Origin of the sequence: Kitasatospora sp. NPDC059646, assembly GCF_042734615.1 — a bacterium.
Classification (GTDB): domain Bacteria; phylum Actinomycetota; class Actinomycetes; order Streptomycetales; family Streptomycetaceae; genus Kitasatospora.
The window spans coordinates 19,356-38,935 of record NZ_JBHWDS010000015.1 but is presented as its reverse complement, the minus strand read 5'-3'; the positions used below and the strand labels follow the sequence as shown (position 1 = coordinate 38,935).

Sequence of the window (19,580 nt, the reverse complement as noted above, 5' to 3'; positions counted from 1 at the left end):
CGTGTGCAGCCGTCGTCCGGAGCGCCGCCGGAGTGTCGTCGCGGGGCCGCGCGGTCCGAGCTGTGACGGTTCGTATCGGGTGGGACGGTGCATGGGAAATGGGTTGCTTTGTCCCGTCGGGGAATCCGCTTCGGCCTGTCGCCCATACTCAGCTGCTCGGCCCGGCCGCTGTGGCCGGCAGGCCGGACCGGCGTCCGGCGAGTGCGCGGATTCGCCGCTCGCCCGCCGCGTCCGGCCCGTGTGCAGCCGTCGTCCGGAGCGCCGCCGGAGTGTCGTCGCGGGGCCGCGCGGTCCGAGCTGTGACGGTTCGTATCGGGTGGGACGGTGCATGGGAATGGGTTGCTTTGTCCCGTCGGGGAATCCGCTTCGGCCTGTCGCCCATGCCCAGCGGCCCGGCCCGGCCGCTGTCGCCGACAGGCCGGACCGGCGTGCGGCGAGTGCGCGGATTCGCCGCTGGCCCGCCGCGTCCGGCCCGTGTGCAGCCGTCGTCCGGAGTGTCGTCGCGGGGCCGCGCCCGCGCATTCGCGTCGCGGCCGGCGCCGTTTCTGCGGAGGAGGCGCGGCCTGCTCGCCCCCGCTGGCCGACGGGTCGTCAAGCCAGCTGAGGGGTCCGAGTTGTGACGGTTCGTATCGGATGGGACGGTGCATACGAAATGGGCTGCTTCATCCGGTCGGGGAATCCGTTGTCGACGGCTGCGGGGGAATTCCGATAGCTTGATCATGTTCGATTTGTTTGCCCGCATCAAAATGTCCGAATTCTCGGCATGGGGGGATGATTTTGCGCAGAGTTAAGATGCCCGTTCCGTTGCTGGCGGCCCTGCTGGCAATACCGGGGGCGGCCACCCTGGCACCGGCCGCCGCCGCGGAAGAGGCACCGCCGCCGCTGGCAGTGGAGACGTTCGCCTACCCGGACGCGGCGAAGATCCTGGCGGAGCAGAGCCTCACCCTGAAGACCGGAGACGGGAACATCAAGCTGGCCGACTGCGCGTCGGAGTCGGCACTGGTCCGGGTGGTGCGCCAGGTGGCGACCCCGGCGGAGGTCTGCTTCAAGGTCACCGGCCCGTCCGGCTATCTCGCGGTGGAGACCGCGAACGTCATCAACATCAAGGGCGACAGCCACGCGATCAAGGCGACGCTCAGCAGCGACGGCGCGACGAGCAGCGTCGACATCGCGAAGAACACCTGGACGCCGGTCGGCGAGGCCGACAACCAGACCGGCAACAAGCCCGCGATGCTCCTGGAGCTCCTGGCCGGCGACGGCCCGGCCGCCCCGGTGGCCGCCCCGGAGCTCCCGGCGGTCGGCGCGCTCGCCGTCGGCGTTCCCGGCCGGGCCGGCTCCCGCGGCTGCACCGGCACCCTGGTCGACCCGCAGTGGGTGCTGACCTCCACCGGCTGCATCGCCGACCCGTTCCGTCCCAACGCCGATCTCCCGATCCTCAACCAGGGTGCCCCGGCGACCAGGACGACCTTCACCGTCGGCGGACACACCGTCGACGTCGTCGAGTTCGGCACCCACCCGGACCGCAAGGCCGTGCTGGCCCGCCTCGCCACGCCGGTCACCGACGTCACTCCGCTGAAGATCGCCGCAAGCGCCCCCGCGGGCGGCGACACGCTCAAGGCCACCGGCTTCGGCCGCACCGCCACCACGTGGTGGAGCGCCGCTCCCCGCACCACCGCGCAGACCGTCGGCACGCTGTCCGTGACCGACATCGACCTCGCGCCGGCCGCGGGCGCGGCCCCGATCTGCGCCGGCGACACCGGTGCTCCGCTGGTCGACGCCGCCGGCGCGATCAGCGGGATCGTCTCGCGGGCCTGGCAGGGCGGCTGCGCCGGTACGGCCTCCCCGCAGACCGGCGCCCGGGCGATCCGGGCGGACGGCCTCGGCAGCTGGCTGCAGGCGGCCCGCGCCACCGACCCCGGCTGGAAGGCGTCCGTGCTCGTCAACGGCGACAACGGCGCCCTCTACCGGGCGGTGCGCCTCGCCGACGGCACCACGACCGACTTCACCGACATCCAGGCCCGCACCGGCGTCTCGGGCGGCGTGAAGGCGTTCGCGCAGACCGGCATCAACAACGAGACCCACCTCGTCGCGCTCGGTACCGACGGCCACCTGTGGCACTCCGCGCTGCGCGCCGAGCGGCCCTGGCCGGGCGCCGCGATCATCGCGAGCCCCCGCACCGACCTGACCGGCAGCGGCCGGGCGCTGGCCGGCATCACCGCGGTCTCCACCGTGTCCATCGGCTGGGACCTGCACGTGGTCGTCGTCGCCGGCGGCAAGGTGTACCACACCATGCGCGACGCCAACGGCACCTGGAGCGGCTGGGGCGACGTGCAGAGCGTCACCGGCCCGATCGGCGTCGTCACCACGGCGGCGATCGCGAACGTCGGCAACGAACTGCAGGTCGTCGCCGTCGCCGGCGGCAAGGCGTACCACACCGTCCGCGCCGCGGCCGGCACGTGGAGCGGGTGGGGCGACGTCGCCCAGGCCGCTGGGGCGACCGGCCCGATCAGCGGCGTGACCATCGCCGGTGCGGGCAGCGACGCCCACGTCGCGGTGCTGGTCGACAACGGCGCCCGCCAGTTCCACACCGTCCGCCGCGCCGACCGGAGCTGGCAGCCGTTCGCCGATCTGGCCGGTGTCTGGGGCGGGCTGACCGCCACCTCGATCAGTGCCTCGACGGTCGACAGCCAGGTCCAGTTCACCATCACCACCGGCGACAACCGCCTGCTGTGGACGGCCCGCCGGGCCGACGGGACGTGGGCCGAGGTCACCGCGCCGAACCTCGCCGGCACCACCGGCACCCACGACCGCAGCGCGGTCACCGCCTACATCATCTGACCCCGCCCGTGCACCCGGCGGCGGCCGCGACCCCGGTTGCGGCCGCCGCCGGTCGCGGGTCCGCCCGCGGCACCGGCGCTTCGAGCCAGCGGTCCACCGGCCTGCCGGGCGATCCGACCCGATCGACCGGACCCGGCCCGGGCCGTACGACCCTGAGGGGATTGCGGATCTTCGATGAAGATCACCAGACAACACCAGGCCTTGCGTCTGCGCGCCGCCGTCGGGCTGGCGTTCGGCGGCCTGCTCGGCAGCATGCTGGCCGTGCCGGCCGTCGCCGACACCGCGCCGCCGGTCGGGCCCGTCGCCGACCGCGTCGCCGCCGTCGCCGCGTGGAAGGCCGGCGGGCCGGTCGTCAGGCGGGCCGCCGAGACGGCGCTGGCGGGCTCCGACACGGATGTGGCCGCGTTCCTGGCGGCCGGCCGCGCGGCCGCTTCCGAGCAGGACCTGCGCGCCCGCGTGGAGGAACTCGTCGCGGGTTCCGGGCCGTGGATGCGCGACGCCGCGCGCAAGGCCCTCGCCGGTACGGCGGCCGACGTGCAGGCGTTCGTCGACTCCGGCTACAAGCGGCCGTTCGAGGACGACCAGCGGCTGCAGCTGTCGCAGATCATGTCCTCCGGCGGACCGGCCGTCCGCAAGGCCGCGGGCCTGGCCCTGGACGGCAGCATCGACGATGTCAACACGTTCCTGACGACCGGCCAGTACCGGGCGCAGGAGGACGACGACCGGCTGAAGCTGTCCCAGCTGATGTCCTCCGGCGGACCGGAGGTCCGCAAGGCCGCGGGCCTGGCCCTGGACGGCAGCATCGACGACGTCCGGGAGTTCCTGCGCTACGGCTACCAGACCGCCGCCGCGCACGACGCCGAGACCCTCGACATCGCCCAGCTCGCGGACCTCACCAAGAACGCCGCCGACCAGGCCGGCGAGCAGTCCCGCGCGGCGAAGGACGCCGCCGCCAAGGCCGTCGACGCCAGCGCACTGGCCAAGCAGGCCGCGCAGCGGGCCGCCGACGAGACGCGGCAGGCCCAGGGCGAGGCGAAGAAAGCCTCCAACGCGGCGGGCAAGGCCGCCGACGCCGCCGACCGGGCGGCCAAGGCCGCCCAGACCGCCTCCCGGGCAGCCTCCAGCGCCAACGAGGCCGCCCGCCAGGCCGCCTCCGCGGCCGCCGACGCCGCCCGGGCCTCCGGACTCGCCGGCGAGGCCGCCGCCAGGGCGCAGGCCGCCGCCGGCCGGGCCGGGAGCAACGCCGCGGACGCCGCGGCCGCCAGGGACGCGGCGGTCGTCGCGCGCAAGGCCGCCGCCGACGCCAAGACGGCCGGCGAGGCCGCCCAGTGGGCCGGCCGCGCCACCCAGCAGGCCAACGACGCGACTGCGGCCGCCAAACTCGCCGGCGACAACGCCCAGGCCGCTGCGGACGCCGCACTGGAGGCCTCCACCCAGTCGGGGGTGACCAGCGACGCCGCGGAACGAGCCCGCCGGGCCGCCGACCGCGCCCGATCGGCCGCCGCCGAGGCACGTCGCGCCTCCGCCGCAACCGCGAAGATCTCCGCCGAGGCGAAGGCCGCCGCCGACGAGGCCCAACGCGCCTCCAACGCCTCCGCCGCCCATGCCGAGGCGGCTGCTGCCGCGGCCGAGCAGGCCGCCGCCCACGCGGGCGAGGCCGCCACCGCCGCCGCCACCGCGAAGGCCGCCGCCGAAGCGGCCCGGACCGCCGCCGACACCGCCGCGCAGACGGCGGAGCAGGCCCACAAGGTCACCGACATCGCCCGCGCCGCCGACGCCGAGCGGCTGGCCGCCGAGCAGGCCGCGCAGACCGCCGCCGCGGAGCAGGCCTACTTCGAGGAGGCCCGCAAGGCCAAGGACGCGGCGTGGGAGTCCGGCAAGGCCACGGCGCTCGCCGCCGACACCCAGCGCCTGCTGACCGAGGCCACCGCCGCCGGCACCGACCCGGCCACCGCGGTCGCCAAGGGCCGCCTGGCCGCCACCCGGCTGCTCAGCACCGGCGGCCCCTGGGTCCAGGGCGCGGCGCAGAGCGCCCTGGAGGGCCACGACGCCGACGTCATGGCCTTCCTGACGACGGATCTGGAGACCGCCAAGCTCCGCGACGACCGCGCCAGCGTCACCGCCCAGGCCCTCGCCGCGACCAAGATCGAGCAGCGGCTGGCCGCCGAGACGGCCGCGGTCGGCACTCCGGAACAGGTGCGGGCGTTCCTCGCCACCGGGGCGTATCCGGGCAAGGACGACGACGACCGGCTGGCCCTGTCGAAGATCATGTCCTCCGGTGGGCCGCGGGTGCGCGAGGCCGCCGGCAAGGCGCTGGACGGCACCATCGAGGACGTTCGTGCGTTCCTCGCCACCGGCCAGTACGCGGCCCGCGACGACGACAACCGGCTGCTGGTCTCCCAGGCCATCTCCGGAGGCGGACCCGAGGTCCAGGCCGCGGCCCAGGCCGTCATGTCCGGCCCCACCTCCGGCCTCGAACCCTTCCTGAAGATCGGCCTGGCCAAGGCCCAGCAACGCGACGCCGTCACCGCCGCGCACGTCGCCACCGTCGCCGCGTACCTGCAGGACATCGACGGCAACACCGCCCTGGCCAGCCAGTACGCGGCCGAAGCGGCAGCGGCCTACGCCACCGCCCGCGGCGCCAGCGACGAGGCCAACGCCTACGCCGGCCAGGCCCGGGCCTCCGCCGACGAGGCAGCGAACTGGGCCGCGCAGGCCGCCGAGTCCGCCCGCCAGGCCCGCGCCTCCGCCGATCGGGCCGCCGGATACGCCAAGCAGGCCCGCGCCTCCGCCGCCAGCGCCGACGCCGCCGCCCACCGCGCCGAGTACTCGGCCACCGCCGCCGCCGGCTACGAAGCGAAGGCCAAGCAGTTCGCCGCCGACGCCCAGGACGCCAAGACCCGGGCGCAGGCGGCCGCCACCGCGGCCGGAAAGAGCGCCGAGGAGGCCCAGCAGGCCGCCCGGGACGCCGCGGCCGAGGTCGGCCGGAAGCAGCAGGCCGACAACGACGACGGAAAGCTGCAGAACGAGACCGCCGTCGTCGACAGCCTCGGCCGGGTCTCGTACATCGTGATGGTCCCGCGGCCCGACGTGAAGTACAGCTACACCGAGCACGGCACCCACTGCGTCGAGTACGACCCCGAGTTCATGGCCGTCCTGCTCAGCAACTGGAGGGAGGAGGGCAAGAACCTCGTCTGCGACCAGCCCGTGACCGTCAAGGCCACCGGCACCCTCGACTACTTCCTCAAGACCTGCCCCGAACCCGGGCTCGCCATCGCAACCTGCCTCGGCCGGTACTCGACGTGGGAGACCGTCCTCGTCGACAGCCAGACGCTGACCGACGTCACCTACGAGACCACGGTCAAGAAGCAGTACAAGAGCACCAACCAGATGATCTTCGAAGCGCTCACCGGCGACTTCGTCAAGTGCTGGAACAACCCCGGCGTCAACGCCTCCTGCGCATGGGCGGCCTCCAACTTCATCCCCTGGGGCACGCTCGCCAAGGGCGTCAAGGGCATCGCCGCCTTCCGCCTCGCCCTGGAGACCGGCATCGGGCTGGAGGACGCCAAACTCGCCGTCCAGGCGAGCCTCGACGGCTACAAGGCCGGCGCCGCCGCCAAGCTCACCCAGGCCGCCGACATGATCGAAGCGGTCCGCGCCTCACTGCGCAGCGGCGTCGGAATCGACGAGGCACTCGCCGCGATCCGCGCCAACCCGTACGTGGACCGCGCCCTCGTCGAGCGCATGGAAGCGGCCCGCAACGCCCTCGCCAAGTGCAAGACCCGGCCCAACAGCTTCCTCGCCGGCACCCCCGTCCTGATGGCCGACCGCACCACCCGGCCCATCGAGACCGTCCGGCCCGGCGACCGGGTGCTCGCCAGCGACCCGGCCACCGGCGAGACCGGGGTTCGCACCGTCACCGCGACGATCCGCACCCCCGACGACCGCGAGTTCACCGAACTCACCGTCCGGGGCCAGGACGGCACCACCGGCACCCTCACCGCCACCGACCACCACCCCTTCTGGGTGCAGGACCGGCAGGCCTGGGCCGACGCCGCCACCGTGATCCCCGGCGACACGCTGCGCACCGACACCGGCGCCGCCGTCCAGGTCGCGTCCGTGCGCCACTGGACCGGCCTCGAACCCGCCTACAACCTGTCCGTGGAAGGACTCCACACCTACTACGTGCAGGCCGGCAGCACCGCCGTCCTGGTCCACAACACCGAGATCTGCGAGTACTACGGGGACTACACCACCGAGGACACCGAGCTCATCGGCACCCTGGAGGACGGCGCACTCTCCATGGTCATCATCCGCGGGGCGAGCACGACCCCGGGCTGGCAGATGTTCGACGAGGTCATGGCCCACTTCAAGCCCGAGAACGTCCGCAGGTTCGACGCGGACTGGGGCGTGGCCCTCGACTCGAACCTGAAGGAGTTCAACGAGAACCTGCTGAAGGGCATGAGCCTCAAGGACGCCGCCCGCAACACCTTCTCCGGACGCAACTGCGCCCGCTACGGACTGACCGAGGTCGAGATCGACCCCTCCATGCTGGTCGGCACACCCGGCCACTACACCAAGGCAGCACCGAAGTTCACCCGCCCGACGGGCTGACCCGGCCGACCCGAAGGCCCGGCCCCGCTGTCGCAGTGGGTGCCGGGCCTTCGGGCTGCCGTCTCAGGTGTAGACGCCTTCGCTGTACTCCTCGCGCGTCAACCGGAACCGATCGGGCTGCTCACGCCGCAACACCTCGTACCGCTCCGTGAAGACGTCGAGCGCGCCGTGCAGGTTGCAGCCGCGCACCTGACGGATCGTCATCAGCGCGGCGCCGATCCTGCGCTCGAAGATGTCCAGGTCGACACTGTCCGGTAGCTGCTCCACAGGCCAGAGGGTAGCAGCGGCACCGCACACCCCTCCGTCGGCCACCGCCTCCGCTACCCGCACCTTGTCCTTCCGCCGCACTCGTCGGCCCGGCAGGTACCGCCGGTCGCGCCAGCGTGCGCGAGTTCCTCCGCCCCCGGTGTACGGCTGGCAGGAGTCGGCCCTCCAGATGCCGACTTGTCCTTCTCGTCCTGCCCGCTGCGACGGGGATCTGCCGGCGCAAGGAGGTGGGCGACTTGAACCAGCGGCGGCCATCGGCGGCCTGGAAGGTGATGTTGAACTCCGGGATGTCGATGCCGGTGTCCGGCATCCTGGCACCGGCCCAACCTGACCGTTTGACGACGGGTCAGGCCGCCTCGGCCCGGAGCGCCCGATCCCCGGTCTGGGCACACCTGCCGGTCTGACGCTCCGGCCGCTCAACCGGGAAGTCCGCTGCACCGCCCGACCCTCGCCGCGCGGGCGGTCCTGTCGTAGCCGGGCCGGCCGGCCCGTGGACGTGGCCAGGGTTGCGGACATGGTTCCGGGCGGATGACAACGACCGGTCGGCAAGGATCGAGAACGTCGCCGTCTGGACCGAGAACGGTGACAGCCACGCGGAAGTCGTCGACAGGGCGGGCAATGTCATCGAGTGCGGCCACCGGAGACCTGCGGAAGTCGACAGGCGACGGCAGGCCGCGTTCGACGAGGCGCAAAAGCACGCGGCAGAGCGGAAAGCGGTGGGAGAGACGGTCTGATCACCAGCCGGTGTCCTGGCGAATCAGAGTGCCGGGTCAGGTGCAGTCGGACGTGGCGACGAACACGCTCGCTGCCGCTACCGCTCGAAGGCCATGTCCTTCACCGGCTGCTGGGGGAGTCGGAGGCGGGCCAGTCCTCGGACGGGCCCTTCTACGCGATGCCCTCGATCACGGCGAGGTGCCGGCCGGCCCTGCACCGGGCCGGGCCCGAACGGGACAGGACCCGGCAGGCGCTGCTCAACCTCACCAACGGCCAGCACCCGGACGGGACGCGGCGCTTCACGGCGTTCGACTTGGGGGACACCGGACTGACGGTCCGCTGCCGGTACCTCGGACTGCCCTGGGCCTGCCACCTGCCGAGCCCGCCGTACGAGGTACGCGCCTGCTGGTCGACTTCCTGCAGGGCGCTCCGCAGCGCGGCAGGGCTGCTGTCCCGAGGGCGGCGCGGACGCCCCGCGCCGCAGCCGGCGGCCCGGAAGGTGACACCCCGTGCCGGATCGCCGGGCGACGCCACGAGGAGGTGCGGGCACGTGTCCGGAGGACCACGATGGGAGGAGAGAGCAGAACAGAAGTGACCCTGTGTTACCAGGGGCGAGTGTCCTTCAGCCCGGGCTTCCAGTCCCGATGAGGTTCGGCATGCGGTGAATGGACGGGCGGCACGCGCCATTTCCGGACCTCCGTGGCAAGTGAACGAGCATTTCTCGAGGTCGACATGGCTGGCGAGAACCCGGAACCCCGGGATCCCAGCGGCATCGGTGACCGCCCGCAGGATGATTTCGTGTCAGAACGTCTGGCCGACCCGGCGGAGCCGCCGACCAGAACCATCACTCTCAGTGGGCTGCTGGGGGACAGCGACCGCGCGGGCCACCGGCGGCTGTACTTCAACAAGCAGCTCGACTACTACGCCGAGTTCGCCTCCTCGGACGTGCTGTCGGTGCGGACCGTCGGCACCGGGCAGCCGCCCTTCGTCGGGCTGGAGGCGACCGAGGTGACGCTCCGGCGCAATGCGACGGTGCGCTTCACCCAGGTCGAGACGGCCACGCCGGAGGACGAGTTCGACCTCGACCTGAGGCTGGGGGCGCGCCCACCGCGCGCCCAGCCGGTCCAGCCGCTGGCACCCCAGACCTGGGAGGCCGAGTGCCCCGGGCCGACGTTCGGCGGGTGCCCGACCGACTTCGGCTGCGCGACCGAGGGGGACTGTCCCACCGGGTTCACGGTGTGCAAGCCGCGCACCTGTCAGGGCGCGACCTGCGACACCTGCCGGGGCAACACCTGCCAGACCTGCGGCCAGGGCACCTGTCACACCTGTGGTGAGGCCACGTGCCGGACCTGCGACCAGGCGACCTGCGCAACCTGCCAAGGGGCCACCTGCCACACGTGCGACACCTGCGCCCACCAGACGTGTGTGACCTGCGAGACGTGCAACCCGCACCTCCCGACGTGCAGGCCGGTCACGATATGCATGATGTGACACCGCGGGACGCGGGCCCGTGGGTGCGGCGGCTCGGACCCGGCATCGAAGCCCGTGCGCTCGCGGCGGCCCGTCTGATCGCGGAGCGGGCGGCCGATCCCGCACGGGTCGAGGAGGCGGTCGGCCTGGCCGCCCGGCAGACGAGGTTCCCCGAGGCCGTGCACTGGGATCCGGTGTCGTTGGCGCAGGGGAGCACCGGCCAGGCCCTCCTGTGCGCACAGTTGCACAGCTGCTTTCCGGGCGAGGGGTGGGACCGCGCCGGCCACGCGCACCTGTCGCGGTCGGTGGCGGCCGTCGAGCGGCGCGGGGGCGCCCCGTCGGGAGTGTTCGCCGGTCTGAGCGGCGTCGCGCTCACCGCCGAGCTGCTGGGGGGCGGCCGGCACTACCGGAGCCTTCGCACCGTGCTCGACGGACACATCGCCGTGGCGTGCCTCGCCCAGGCCGCCGCACTGTCCGCACGGGACGCACCGTCCCGAGCGGGCGGGGTGCCGGTGTCGGCCTTCGACCTCATCTCCGGGCTGAGCGGAATCGCCACCTACCTTCTCCCGCCCGGCACGGACCGCCCGCCCCACCCGGCGCTGCCCCACGTGCTGCGCGCGCTGGTCGGCCTCGCACTGGCCGAGGGGCCGCCACCCGCCTGGTACACCCCGGCGGCGCTGCTCCACGACGAGGACCAGGCCCGCACGTACCCGCTGGGCAACCTCAACTGCGGTCTGGCCCACGGCATTCCGGGGCCGCTGGCGCTGATGGCCCTGGCATCCCGCCAAGGCGTCGAGGTCGAGGGGCTCACAGCCGCCATCCGGGTGCTGGCCCGGTGGCTGGTGGCGCACCGGGAGAACGACGCGGCCGGCCCGAACTGGCCCGCCGTCGTCCCGCTGGTCGACGGCGGACACGGGCCGACCGAAGGACGCGCCGACCGCCCCACCCGCACCGCGTGGTGCTACGGCAGCCCGGGCATCGCCAGGGCGCTGTGGCTGGCGGGCCGCGCGCTGCGCGAGGAAGACCTCTGCTGCACGGCGGTGGAAGCGATGGAGGCCGTCTACCGCCGCCCCGTGCGGGAGCGGCTCATCGATTCCCCCACCCTCTGCCACGGCGTCGCCGGCCTCCTGCAGGTGACGCTCCGCTTCGCCTGCGACACCGGGCTGCCCGTGTTCACGGCCGCCGCCGCAGAGCTCACCGAGCAGATCCTCGCCCAGGTCGACCCGCGGCGGCCGATGGGCATCGCGGCCGTCGAACCCGGGGGCAACCTGGTGGACCAGCCCGGATTCCTCGACGGGGCGGGAGGTGTCGCCCTGGTCCTGCTCGCCGCCGCGACGGCCCGGGAGCCGACGTGGGACCGGGCACTGGCGCTGTCATGACGGCGCGTCGCCGCCACGGCGCCGGGGCCGCCACCGATCCGGGTACGGCCGACGGCGCGCTCTACCGGCCCGCACCCTGGCTGATCGTCCGCACTCCGCTGCTGCCGGCGAGCGGGCCGGGCGCGGCCGTCGACGCCGACCCGCACCAGGCCCTCGCCGACCCCCGCGTGCTGCGGGCGCTCGCCGTCTCGAGCCCCGACCTGCTGGAGGCACTGCAGCGCCCCGGGGCGAGCGTCCGTGACGCCGCCCGGGCCCGGCTGAAGCTCGCCCGCTACCTCATCCGGATGAGCACCCGGCCGACTCCCTACGGGGCCTTCGCCGGGGTCTCCCTCGCGAGCTGGGGCGAGCGCACCACACTGGCCGTCCGCAACGACCGCGACCGGATCCGCACCCGCCCCGACATGGGCTGGCTCACCGACCTCTGCCTCGCACTCGAACAGGACCCGGCCGTCCGCAAGGAGAGCCGCTGGACCGTCGACGCGCGCGCCGTCGAGCACCACGGGCGCCTGCTCCTCGCCGACGACGCGGCCGGGCCCGCCGTCTCGGTCCGGCTGACCACAGCGGTGCGCGAAGTGCTCCGGGCCGCCCGGCGCCCGGTCCCGTACGCCGAGCTGCACCGGCACCTGGTGGAACGGACCACCGGCAGCCCGGAGCAGGTCGAGCGGCTGCTCACCCAGCTGTGGCAACAACGCCTCCTGGTCACGGACCTCCGGACCAGGATCACCACCGCGGACCCCGCCGGGGAACTCCACCGACGCCTCACCGACCGGCCCGGCTGCGCCCCGACGGCCCGGGAACTGGCCGAACTCCTCGACGAGATGGCGGACTTCGACGACGCGCCCGCCGCCCGGGCACCGGCCCTGGGGCGCAAGATCGCCCGATGCGCCAGGAACCTGCACCCGGGAACCGGACCGGTGTTCCAGACCGACATGGCACGGCCCCTGGCCGGCGACCGCGTCGGCGCCGCCGTCGGCGAGGCCTTCGCCCGGGCCGCCGAACTCCTGCTGCACCTGTCACCGCAGCCCGAAGGACCCCCCGACCTCGCCGCCTACCGGAGGGTGTTCACCGAACGCTACGGCCACGACCGCGCGGTGCCCCTCCTGGAGATGCTCGACGAACGCACCGGTATCGGACCGCCCGCGCACGTCCACGGACCCTACCCGTCCATCCCGCCGGGTGCGGACGCGCGGCGGGCCGGCGTGCTGACCGACCTCGCACTGGCGGCGCTGCGGGACCGGGAGCGCGTCGTCGAACTCACGGACGACACGGTCGAGGCGCTGCGCACCTGGGACCGGGCGACCACGCCGGCACCGCTCTCACTCGAGCTGTCCGCCTTCGTCGCGGCGGCCTCGCCCGAAGCGGTGGACCGCGGGGACTTCCTCCTGGTCGTCGGGCCCAACCTGGGCGCCGGCAGCGCGGGCCGGTCGCTCGGGCGCTTCGCCGACCTGCTCGCCCCGCACGGGGCGCAGGCGCTGCGCAGCCTCGGTGAGGCCGAGTGCCGGGACCACCCCGACGCCGGGCTGCCGGCCGAGGTCGTCTACCTCCCCCGCGTCCACCGGATGGCCAACGTCGTGGTGCGGCCGGCCGCCCACGAGCGCGAGATCGTCGTGGACGTCCCGCCCGGGGTGCCCGCGGACCGGGTCGTCCCCCTCGACGACATCCTGGTCGCGCTGCGGGACGGCCGCTTCCGCCTCTACTCCCGCAGCCTCGGCAGCGCACTGCGCCCCACAGCCCGCCACATGCTCAACACCCATCAGGCGCCCGCCATCGTCCGCTTCCTGGACGCGGTGTCCCGGGACGGTACACCGGAGTTCAGCTCCTTCGACTGGGGCCCGGCAGCCGGCTTCCCGTTCCTGCCCAGGGTGCAGTACGGCCGGATCGTCCTTTCCCCCGCCCGCTGGCTGCTCCGGCCGGACGCCGACGGCGCCGAGGGGTGGACGGACGACGCCGAGACCTTCGCGGCGCACGTGACCAGGTGGCGCACGACCTGGTCGGTACCGCCGCGCCTGTACCTCACCGTGGCGGACAACCGGCTCCTGCTCGACCTCGACGAACCGCAGCACGTCGAGCAGCTCAGGGCCGAGGCCCGCACCGGCCGACTCGTCCTCCAGGAAGCCCTGCCGGACACCGACTCCGCTTGGGTGCCCGGTGCCGACGGCCGCTTCATGAGCGAGTTCGTGGTGCCGCTGCTCCTGCGCCCATCCCTCGCCGGCTCCCCCCGCACGGCCGAACCCGACCGCATGGCCGTACCCGACCGCACCTCGGACTCCCCCCGCACGGCCGTCGACGGGGCGGCCCGCTCCGCACCCGTCCACGACCGTACCCGGCTGCCCGGCAGCAACTGGCTGTTCGCCAAGTTCTACGGCGACCGCGGCCAGGAGGACGCGCTCCTGGCCGGCCCCCTGCAACAGCTGTGCGCGATGGCCGAGGCCTCCGGACTCGCCGAGCACTGGTTCTTCATCCGCTATGCCGACCCCGACCCCCACCTGCGCCTGCGCTGGAAGGGCGACCCGGACGCCCTGACCCGGCACCTGCTCCCGGAGGTCACCCGCTTCGCATCCCGGCTCGCTGAGGAGGGACTCCTTTCACGCCTCGTGATCGACACCTACGACCGCGAGCTCGAGCGGTACGGCGGCACCGAGGGGACCGACGTCAGCGAGGCCGTGTTCCACGCCGACAGCAGGGCCGTGATGCGCCTGCTCGCCGACGCGGACCCGCAGCACCGACCGGAAGACCTCACCGAACTCGTCGCCGTCACCGTCGACGACCTCCTGGCCGGGCTCGGCCTGAGCGCCGAGCACCGGCTGCGTTGGTACACCGACCAGGCCCGGCAGTTCCACGAACAGGCCCGGCGCCAAGGCGGCGAGGACTACCGCGTCCACCAGCAGCGCCTGCGCACCCTCCTCGGTACCCCGCAAGGGCCGTCCCTGCTCGGGGACTCGGCGGCGGAGATCCTGCGGCAACGGCGAACCGCGCTCAACGACGCCACGGCGCAGCTGGACGAACTGGCCGTCACCGGGCGCCTGTCCACCACCCCGGACCAACTGTTCGCCAGCTACGTCCACCTCCACTGCAACCGGCTCCTGGCCGGGCGGCAACCGTCCGAGGGTCGCCTGGTCCAGGTGCTCCAGCGCACCCGCAAGGGTCTCAGCGTCCGTCCTGCGGACGGGCCGCCGGCCCAAGACCTGTCTGACAAATGATCATCTGGTTGGTTCGCGGGGCCAGAGGATCAGCGAGACCCGGACGACTCCGGCGCGGTAGCGGTCGGCGGGCTTGTCGAACCTGGTCGCGATCGCACGGAACTGCTTGAGGCGGGCGAAGCATCGTTCGACCACGTTCCGGTCGGACGCGGCGTGGTCGCGGACAGAGCCGCTGCCACCGCAGGGCGATGGTGCTGGACGACCGTGGCGGGACCATCGACAGACCGTGAAGGGCGTGTTGCGGCGGCTCCGCACCGGGGCTCCCTGGCTCGACCTGCCCGAAGACGCGCGCCGGCAGGAGCGTCAACCCGCTGACGGCTCGTCACTCATGAGGGTCGGTCCGGCGCGGTGGCCTGGGCGTCGGGGGAGGAGGGCTCCTAGGGTCCTGGCATGAGCATCCCTTCCGAGCCGATCGGCAGCCTTCCCCGCACGAGCGACGTGCTGAACGCAATGACCGGCGGTGACAACCAGGCCCTGGCCAAGGCCGTCGACGTCGCCGTCCGCGAGAGCGTCGAAGCCCTCGAGGCGGCGGGCTCGCCGGTCGTCACCGACGGCGAGCAGGCCAAGACCAGTGCCTGGACCTACCCGGTCGACGGAGCCGAGAACCTGAGCCCCGACGGCGTGGCCATCCCCTACGCCGACGGACACCATCGCCAGCTGCCCGCGCTGACTGCCGGCCCGCTCCGCTACCGCACCCGCGCCGAGCAGTACCTGCGGGCCGCCCAGAAGTACGCCAAGGTCCCGGTCAAGCAGGCGGTGGTCGCCCCCTCCACGCTCAGCCTGCTCTACCCGCCGTCCGGCATCGCGGGCTACCCCCGCGAGCAGTTCATCGCCGACCTGCTCGACGAGGCGGAGAAGGACATCCGCGGCTGTCTGGACGCCGGCGCGCACTGCGTCCAGCTCGACTTCGAAGAAGCCCGACTCTCCCTCAAGCTCGACCCCTCCGGCGGCCTCCTCAGCACCTTCGTCGAGCTCAACAACCAGGTCCTGTCCCGCTTCACCGAAGCCGAGCGCGCCCGGATCGGCGTCCACACCAGCGCCGGCAGCGACCAGGACACCACCCACAGCCTCGACGTCGACTACGCGGACCTACTGCCGCGCCTGTTCGAGCTGACCGCCGGCAACTTCTACCTCCAGCTCGCGAGCGAGCCCGACCCGGAGCGGGTGCTGCACATCGTCGCGCAGCAACTGCGGCCGGGCATCCGCGTGTTCGTCGGCGTCACCGACCCCAACGACCCGCAGGTGGAGACCGCCGAGCAGGTCCGCGACCGCGTGCTCCTCGCCGCCCGCCACCTCCCGGTCGACCAGCTCGGCACCTGCGACGACACCGGCTTCGCCCCCTACGCGGACGACCGGTCCACCTCCCGCCAGACCGCCCTCGCCAAGATCCGCGCCCGCATCCAGGGCACCACCCTGGCCGCAGCACAACTCGCCGGCTGACCAGGCCACCGACACACGCCTGCGCCTCCCGGCCCGGCGCCCTGGCAGCGGCCGCGAGGACAATCGGGCCGCCGCGCGAGAAGGCCGGCCCCTCTCCGCAGTGGAGCGGACCGTGGTGGTCGTCCTCCAGGAAGCCCCTTTTTCAGGCCCGCAGTTCGGAGCCGCCACCGCGGTGACGGACAGGCTCGCTGTGCTGCGCCGCCCGGCCGGGGCACGGGCGCGGCACAGCGAGGGGCCGCACATGTGCAAGGTGCCGGTCGGCCCGGCGGTTTCGCATCCGTGGCACCGGCCCGCCGGCCGGGGGCGGACTTCGAGTCGCTGCGCCGCGCCGCGTGTGCACCACCCCGAGTATCCGGTTCGGCGAGCCGGACCTCCTGCACGACCTGGGCCCGACGCCCGGTGAGGGCTGGCTGGCGGCCTCCTGGGACGGCCCGCACGCGGAGGACGTCCACCAGCTGCTGCACCGGGGCCGGCCGGTCGGCTGGACCACGCCGCTGCCGGACGGCCCGTGAGGGGGACCGGGCACATCGACGCGGATTCGCCGCCGGGTGAGGAGGACGCCCAGGAGCTGACGGACGAGCTCGCGGGCGTTCTGCCCAGCGGGGACTGCTTCGACGCCGACCGGGAGATCACGCCGTTCGGCGACCTGGTCAAGAGCCTGATCGACGCCCTCAGCCTCTACGCCTACCCGGACTGACCACCACCCGTCTCCGGGCACCCGTCGGGCGGGCACCCGCAGCAGCCTGCTCGGCAGCTGCCCGGACACCGAACTGACCGTCGGGCTCGCCCGCTGACCGACCCCACCGCCACGAAGGAGGCTGGAACGGTGACCGAGGCCCTCGAACCCTCCGCCTTCGCCGCGATCCTGCCCCCGCACGCCGTGCCCGCCTCCGTCCTCGTCACCGACGGGGACGGGGACGGTCGGATCCTGATGCCCCACCAGGCCCGCCCCTACCCCGGGCACCCCGCCTGGTGGCAGCCGTGCCGCCGGCGGGCCTCGGCGACCCCGGCGAACACTCCCTGGCCACCGCCCTGCGCGAACTCGCCGAGGAGACCGGCATCCGGCCCGCCGCACCGGCGCGCCCGCTGGCCGTCGACTACCGGTGCGCGGCGGGCGGGTGGCCGCCGGTCGTCGACTTCGCGTTCGCTGCCGCCCCGGTGCCGGCCGGGACGGCGGTGCGGTTGAGCGGGGAGCGCGACGCGTTCGCCCGGCGGACCTTCGAGGAGTGGCTGCCGTTCCTGCAGAGCGAGCAGAGCGCCTGGTTTGCCTCGCTGTGGCGGGCCCACCTGCGGGCTGCGACGGTCGTGCTCGTCGACGGCCGGGAGACCGCCGCGCCGTGATGAGCGAGCCTGGTCCTTGGGATCGGCCAACTGGCGTGGGAGGAGCGCGACGGCGCGACGATCGCCTGCACCCGCACGTGGTGGCGGGGCCTCGCCCGACCGGCCGAGGTCCGGGTGAGCGCTGCTCTCGCCCGGCTCTGCCTCGTCGACGACCCCGTCCCCACCGAGCTCGACACCCTCCTCGACCAGACGGCCACCGGCCCTCTCGCCGGCCTCCTCGCACCCGTGCCCTGGCTCCTCGACGCCCACCCCGAGAACGGACTGCACACCGTCCTGACCCAGATGCGCAACCCCGACGACTACGCCTGGATCGCCTCCACGTACTGACACCCCGAACCGAACACCTCGCGAGCGGACCTCCGGTGCCTGCCGCCGGTCACCGTCGATTCCGCCCGCGGGCGCGATCGTCGCCTCGCCCTCTCCGCCGACCAGTGGAACGCCCCGATCACCGCCGGCAGCCTCCCCACCCGCCTCGCAGCCGCCCGGGTCGCCGGTGCCCCGTCCTTCAGCGCCGCCCTCGACCTGCTCGCGGCCCTCGGCACCGACATCTCCACTGCGTACCGCATCTCCGGCACGATCGAGGGTGCCTCCTGGCCCTTCATGGTGGTCCTCCGGTGATCGGAAGACGGCCTGTCGGACACCGTCTTCGAGGGACGGGGATTGCCTGTCATCCTCTCACTGGAGCACGACTGTGACGCCGTACTCGCGCAGGAGGTCCACGGTCATCTCGAAGTAGGACAGGCCGCCGTGGTGGTCCGAGATGTGGTCGGCGAGGGCGTGGCGGGCGATGTCGGCGTGGTGCCAGACGAGGGTGAAAGGGGGGATGACGGAGGGCCCGCCGCACAGGTGGTCCTGCAGCGAGTCCAGGCATCTCCCGTAGTTGGCGCCGGGGCCGAGCAGGGCTTCGCCGAGCGCCAGCAGCATGCCGGTCCTGTCGGTGGCGTGCTGTCCGTCCAGGTGGTAGGTCCCGCCTGAGAGGCCGTCCGGCCCATACGGGCCGATGCGGGTGAGGTCCAGCCACTCGGCCCGGCCTTCGGCGTCGAACCGTGCCCATTGGTTTGGCTGGGTGGGAACGCCGTCGGACCAGATCTCCCAGACGGGGCGGGCGGCCAGGGTGGGGCGGTCGTCGCCGGGGTCGGTGAGGGCGATGTCGATCAGGGCTCCGCCGAGGACGGACGGGCGTGCCTCGACGATGTGCAGGTCGAGGCGGTGCCTGGTCATCGTGCGGCCGTGGCGGTCGAGGCACCAGAGCGCGATCGAGTCACCGGTCTGCGGAAGGGGACGGCACAGCAGGGCCAGCAGTGGTGCGGCGGGTTCGCAGCCGACCAGGTGCACGGGCTGGGTGGGTCGCCGGGGGCGCGGGGTGAACAGGCCGTCGATGGAGCGGCAGCTGCCCGAGGGGCTGTCCCCTCGGAGCGAGGGGAACCACAGGTCGAAGTGGGGGTTCGGGGGCAGTCGCTTGTCGCCCCAGGAGTCGTCCTCCCTGATGCCGGTGCCGACGACGATGTCGACGCGCCCGGGATCGCCGGGTGTGGGCCAGTGGGCCAGGACGGCCGGGTCCTCCAGGTCCCAGACTCGGAAAGGCCCGTCGGAGGGGTTCACGGGCTCGATCGACAGCACTCCGTCCCCCAGCAGCCGCGCCGACTCGGCGCCGGCCGTCACGGCCTGGACCAGCAGGCTCTCGCGGGGGCAGCCGCGAAGCGTCAGGACCTCTCGCGGCAGCCGGGGCACGTCCATGAACAGGCCTTCGACCGCCGCGCACCGCCCCCACAGCACACCCTCCTCCTCATCACCCTCTTCCTCATCACCAATGTCCGCTCGTACCAGGTGGTACCGGACCGGGAAGTCCCGCTCCCACCCCGCATGTTCCTCAGACCGCACGCTTCTCCCCGCTGCCGGGCCGTCTTGGCGCGCCAACCCTACGGCTCGCCGAGCGGGGACGTCTCCGCACCGTCATGGACAGGTACAGGAAGGGCCTGGAGCTGGACTCCCTGCTCCACTGCACCGGCTGGGAACTCACCGGGGCGCGCGGGCACAGGTGCGGGCGGCCGCGGCAGGCCCCGTCTGGCCGTCGGCCCTCGGCCGGCCGGTCCGCTCTACGGGACTGCTGCCAGGCGGTGCGCGGTTTCGGTGGTGCCGCGGATGCCTCGGCGGGCGTGGGCGGCCAGTAGCGGTCGCATCGCGAGGAGTTCGCGGCGGACCCGGCGGGAGGCGACCTGGCTCGTGCCGCACAACCCGGCCTACCTCCCGATCCCCGGCGACCACGCCGTGATCCTCGGCAAGGCAGCCGCCGTCCTGCGCCGGACCTGACCCCGAG

General features: G+C 73.6%; 13 protein-coding genes and 2 pseudogenes. 11 read left to right on the top strand and 4 right to left on the bottom strand.

The annotated features are described in order from the left end of the window. Positions 1–792: 792 nt before the first annotated feature. Together ACFV1L_RS13225 and ACFV1L_RS13220 are read left to right on the top strand one after the other, a co-directional pair. Complete coding sequence (locus tag ACFV1L_RS13225) at positions 793–2,838, top strand: trypsin-like serine protease (protein ID WP_380365399.1); 2,046 nt, start codon at positions 793–795, stop codon at positions 2,836–2,838. 174 nt (positions 2,839–3,012) lie between these two features. After that, positions 3,013–7,452 carry a polymorphic toxin-type HINT domain-containing protein gene (locus tag ACFV1L_RS13220; RefSeq protein ID WP_380365397.1) on the top strand — a complete coding sequence of 1,480 codons (4,440 nt, stop codon included), beginning with the start codon at positions 3,013–3,015 and terminating at the stop codon, positions 7,450–7,452. Positions 7,453–7,515: 63 nt separating this feature from the next. Here ACFV1L_RS13220 and ACFV1L_RS13215 read toward each other — a convergent pair whose 3' ends face one another. Further along, positions 7,516–7,719, bottom strand: a complete 204-nt coding sequence (locus ACFV1L_RS13215; RefSeq protein WP_380365396.1) for a hypothetical protein — start codon at positions 7,717–7,719, stop codon at positions 7,516–7,518. Positions 7,720–9,231: 1,512 nt separating this feature from the next. On the opposite strand from ACFV1L_RS13215, the gene ACFV1L_RS13210 reads away from it, so the two are divergent. Genes ACFV1L_RS13210 through ACFV1L_RS13200 form a run of 3 tightly spaced genes read left to right on the top strand, consistent with a single transcriptional unit; the run spans position 9,232 to position 14,482 of the window. After that, positions 9,232–9,924: a hypothetical protein gene (locus ACFV1L_RS13210; RefSeq protein WP_380365394.1), complete on the top strand. Its 693-nt coding sequence runs from the start codon at positions 9,232–9,234 to the stop codon at positions 9,922–9,924. Beyond that, positions 9,912–11,282: a lanthionine synthetase C family protein gene (locus tag ACFV1L_RS13205; RefSeq protein ID WP_380365392.1), complete on the top strand. Its 1,371-nt coding sequence runs from the start codon at positions 9,912–9,914 to the stop codon at positions 11,280–11,282. The genes ACFV1L_RS13210 and ACFV1L_RS13205 overlap by 13 nt, the downstream gene beginning before the upstream one ends. Then, positions 11,279–14,482, top strand: a complete 3,204-nt coding sequence (locus ACFV1L_RS13200; RefSeq protein ID WP_380365390.1) for a lantibiotic dehydratase — start codon at positions 11,279–11,281, stop codon at positions 14,480–14,482. Before ACFV1L_RS13205 ends, ACFV1L_RS13200 begins: the two co-directional genes overlap by 4 nt. Before the next feature lie 3 nt (positions 14,483–14,485). Here ACFV1L_RS13200 and ACFV1L_RS13195 read toward each other — a convergent pair. Beyond that, a pseudogene (locus tag ACFV1L_RS13195) lies at positions 14,486–14,623 on the bottom strand (IS5/IS1182 family transposase); the annotation flags it as partial. Here ACFV1L_RS13195 and ACFV1L_RS13190 point away from each other — a divergent pair. From ACFV1L_RS13190 to ACFV1L_RS13165, 6 genes and pseudogenes are all read left to right on the top strand, one after another. Further along, positions 14,589–14,765, top strand: a pseudogene (locus tag ACFV1L_RS13190) (transposase); the annotation flags it as partial. The pseudogenes ACFV1L_RS13195 and ACFV1L_RS13190 sit on opposite strands and share 35 nt — an antisense overlap. 107 nt (positions 14,766–14,872) lie before the next feature. Next, positions 14,873–15,922 (top strand): 5-methyltetrahydropteroyltriglutamate--homocysteine methyltransferase, encoded by a 1,050-nt coding sequence (locus ACFV1L_RS13185; protein WP_380365389.1) that lies wholly within the window; start codon positions 14,873–14,875, stop codon positions 15,920–15,922. A 332-nt stretch (positions 15,923–16,254) separates the two neighbouring features. Beyond that, the gene (locus ACFV1L_RS13180) at positions 16,255–16,434 is read left to right on the top strand and encodes a hypothetical protein (protein WP_380365387.1); all 180 of its coding nucleotides are present in this window, start codon (positions 16,255–16,257) and stop codon (positions 16,432–16,434) included. Further along, complete coding sequence (locus ACFV1L_RS13175) at positions 16,431–16,619, top strand: hypothetical protein (protein WP_380365386.1); 189 nt, start codon at positions 16,431–16,433, stop codon at positions 16,617–16,619. Before ACFV1L_RS13180 ends, ACFV1L_RS13175 begins: the two co-directional genes overlap by 4 nt. Before the next feature lie 275 nt (positions 16,620–16,894). Next, a complete protein-coding gene (locus ACFV1L_RS13170; RefSeq protein ID WP_380365384.1) occupies positions 16,895–17,263 on the top strand; it encodes an NUDIX domain-containing protein in 369 nt (122 codons plus the stop codon). 114 nt (positions 17,264–17,377) lie between these two features. Then, complete coding sequence (locus ACFV1L_RS13165; protein ID WP_380365383.1) at positions 17,378–17,590, top strand: hypothetical protein; 213 nt, start codon at positions 17,378–17,380, stop codon at positions 17,588–17,590. Between the two features lie 348 nt (positions 17,591–17,938). On the opposite strand, the gene ACFV1L_RS13160 is transcribed toward ACFV1L_RS13165, so the two are convergent. Together ACFV1L_RS13160 and ACFV1L_RS13155 are read right to left on the bottom strand one after the other, a co-directional pair. Next, entirely contained in the window at positions 17,939–19,039 is a 1,101-nt protein-coding gene (locus ACFV1L_RS13160) for a barstar family protein (protein WP_380365381.1), read from the bottom strand. Between the two features lie 320 nt (positions 19,040–19,359). Beyond that, the gene (locus ACFV1L_RS13155; RefSeq protein WP_380365380.1) at positions 19,360–19,497 is read right to left on the bottom strand and encodes a hypothetical protein; all 138 of its coding nucleotides are present in this window, start codon (positions 19,495–19,497) and stop codon (positions 19,360–19,362) included. Positions 19,498–19,580 lie beyond the last annotated feature (83 nt).

Bases quoted from the DNA above. Each gene is read 5' to 3' on its own strand.
- ACFV1L_RS13225 (WP_380365399.1), top strand. From the start codon at position 793: ATGCCCGTTCCGTTGCTGGCGGCCCTGCTGGCAATACCGGGGGCGGCC.
- ACFV1L_RS13220 (WP_380365397.1), top strand. From the start codon at position 3,013: ATGAAGATCACCAGACAACACCAGGCCTTGCGTCTGCGCGCCGCCGTC.
- ACFV1L_RS13205 (WP_380365392.1), top strand. From the start codon at position 9,912: ATGCATGATGTGACACCGCGGGACGCGGGCCCGTGGGTGCGGCGGCTC.
- ACFV1L_RS13200 (WP_380365390.1), top strand. From the start codon at position 11,279: ATGACGGCGCGTCGCCGCCACGGCGCCGGGGCCGCCACCGATCCGGGT.
- ACFV1L_RS13185 (WP_380365389.1), top strand. From the start codon at position 14,873: ATGAGCATCCCTTCCGAGCCGATCGGCAGCCTTCCCCGCACGAGCGAC.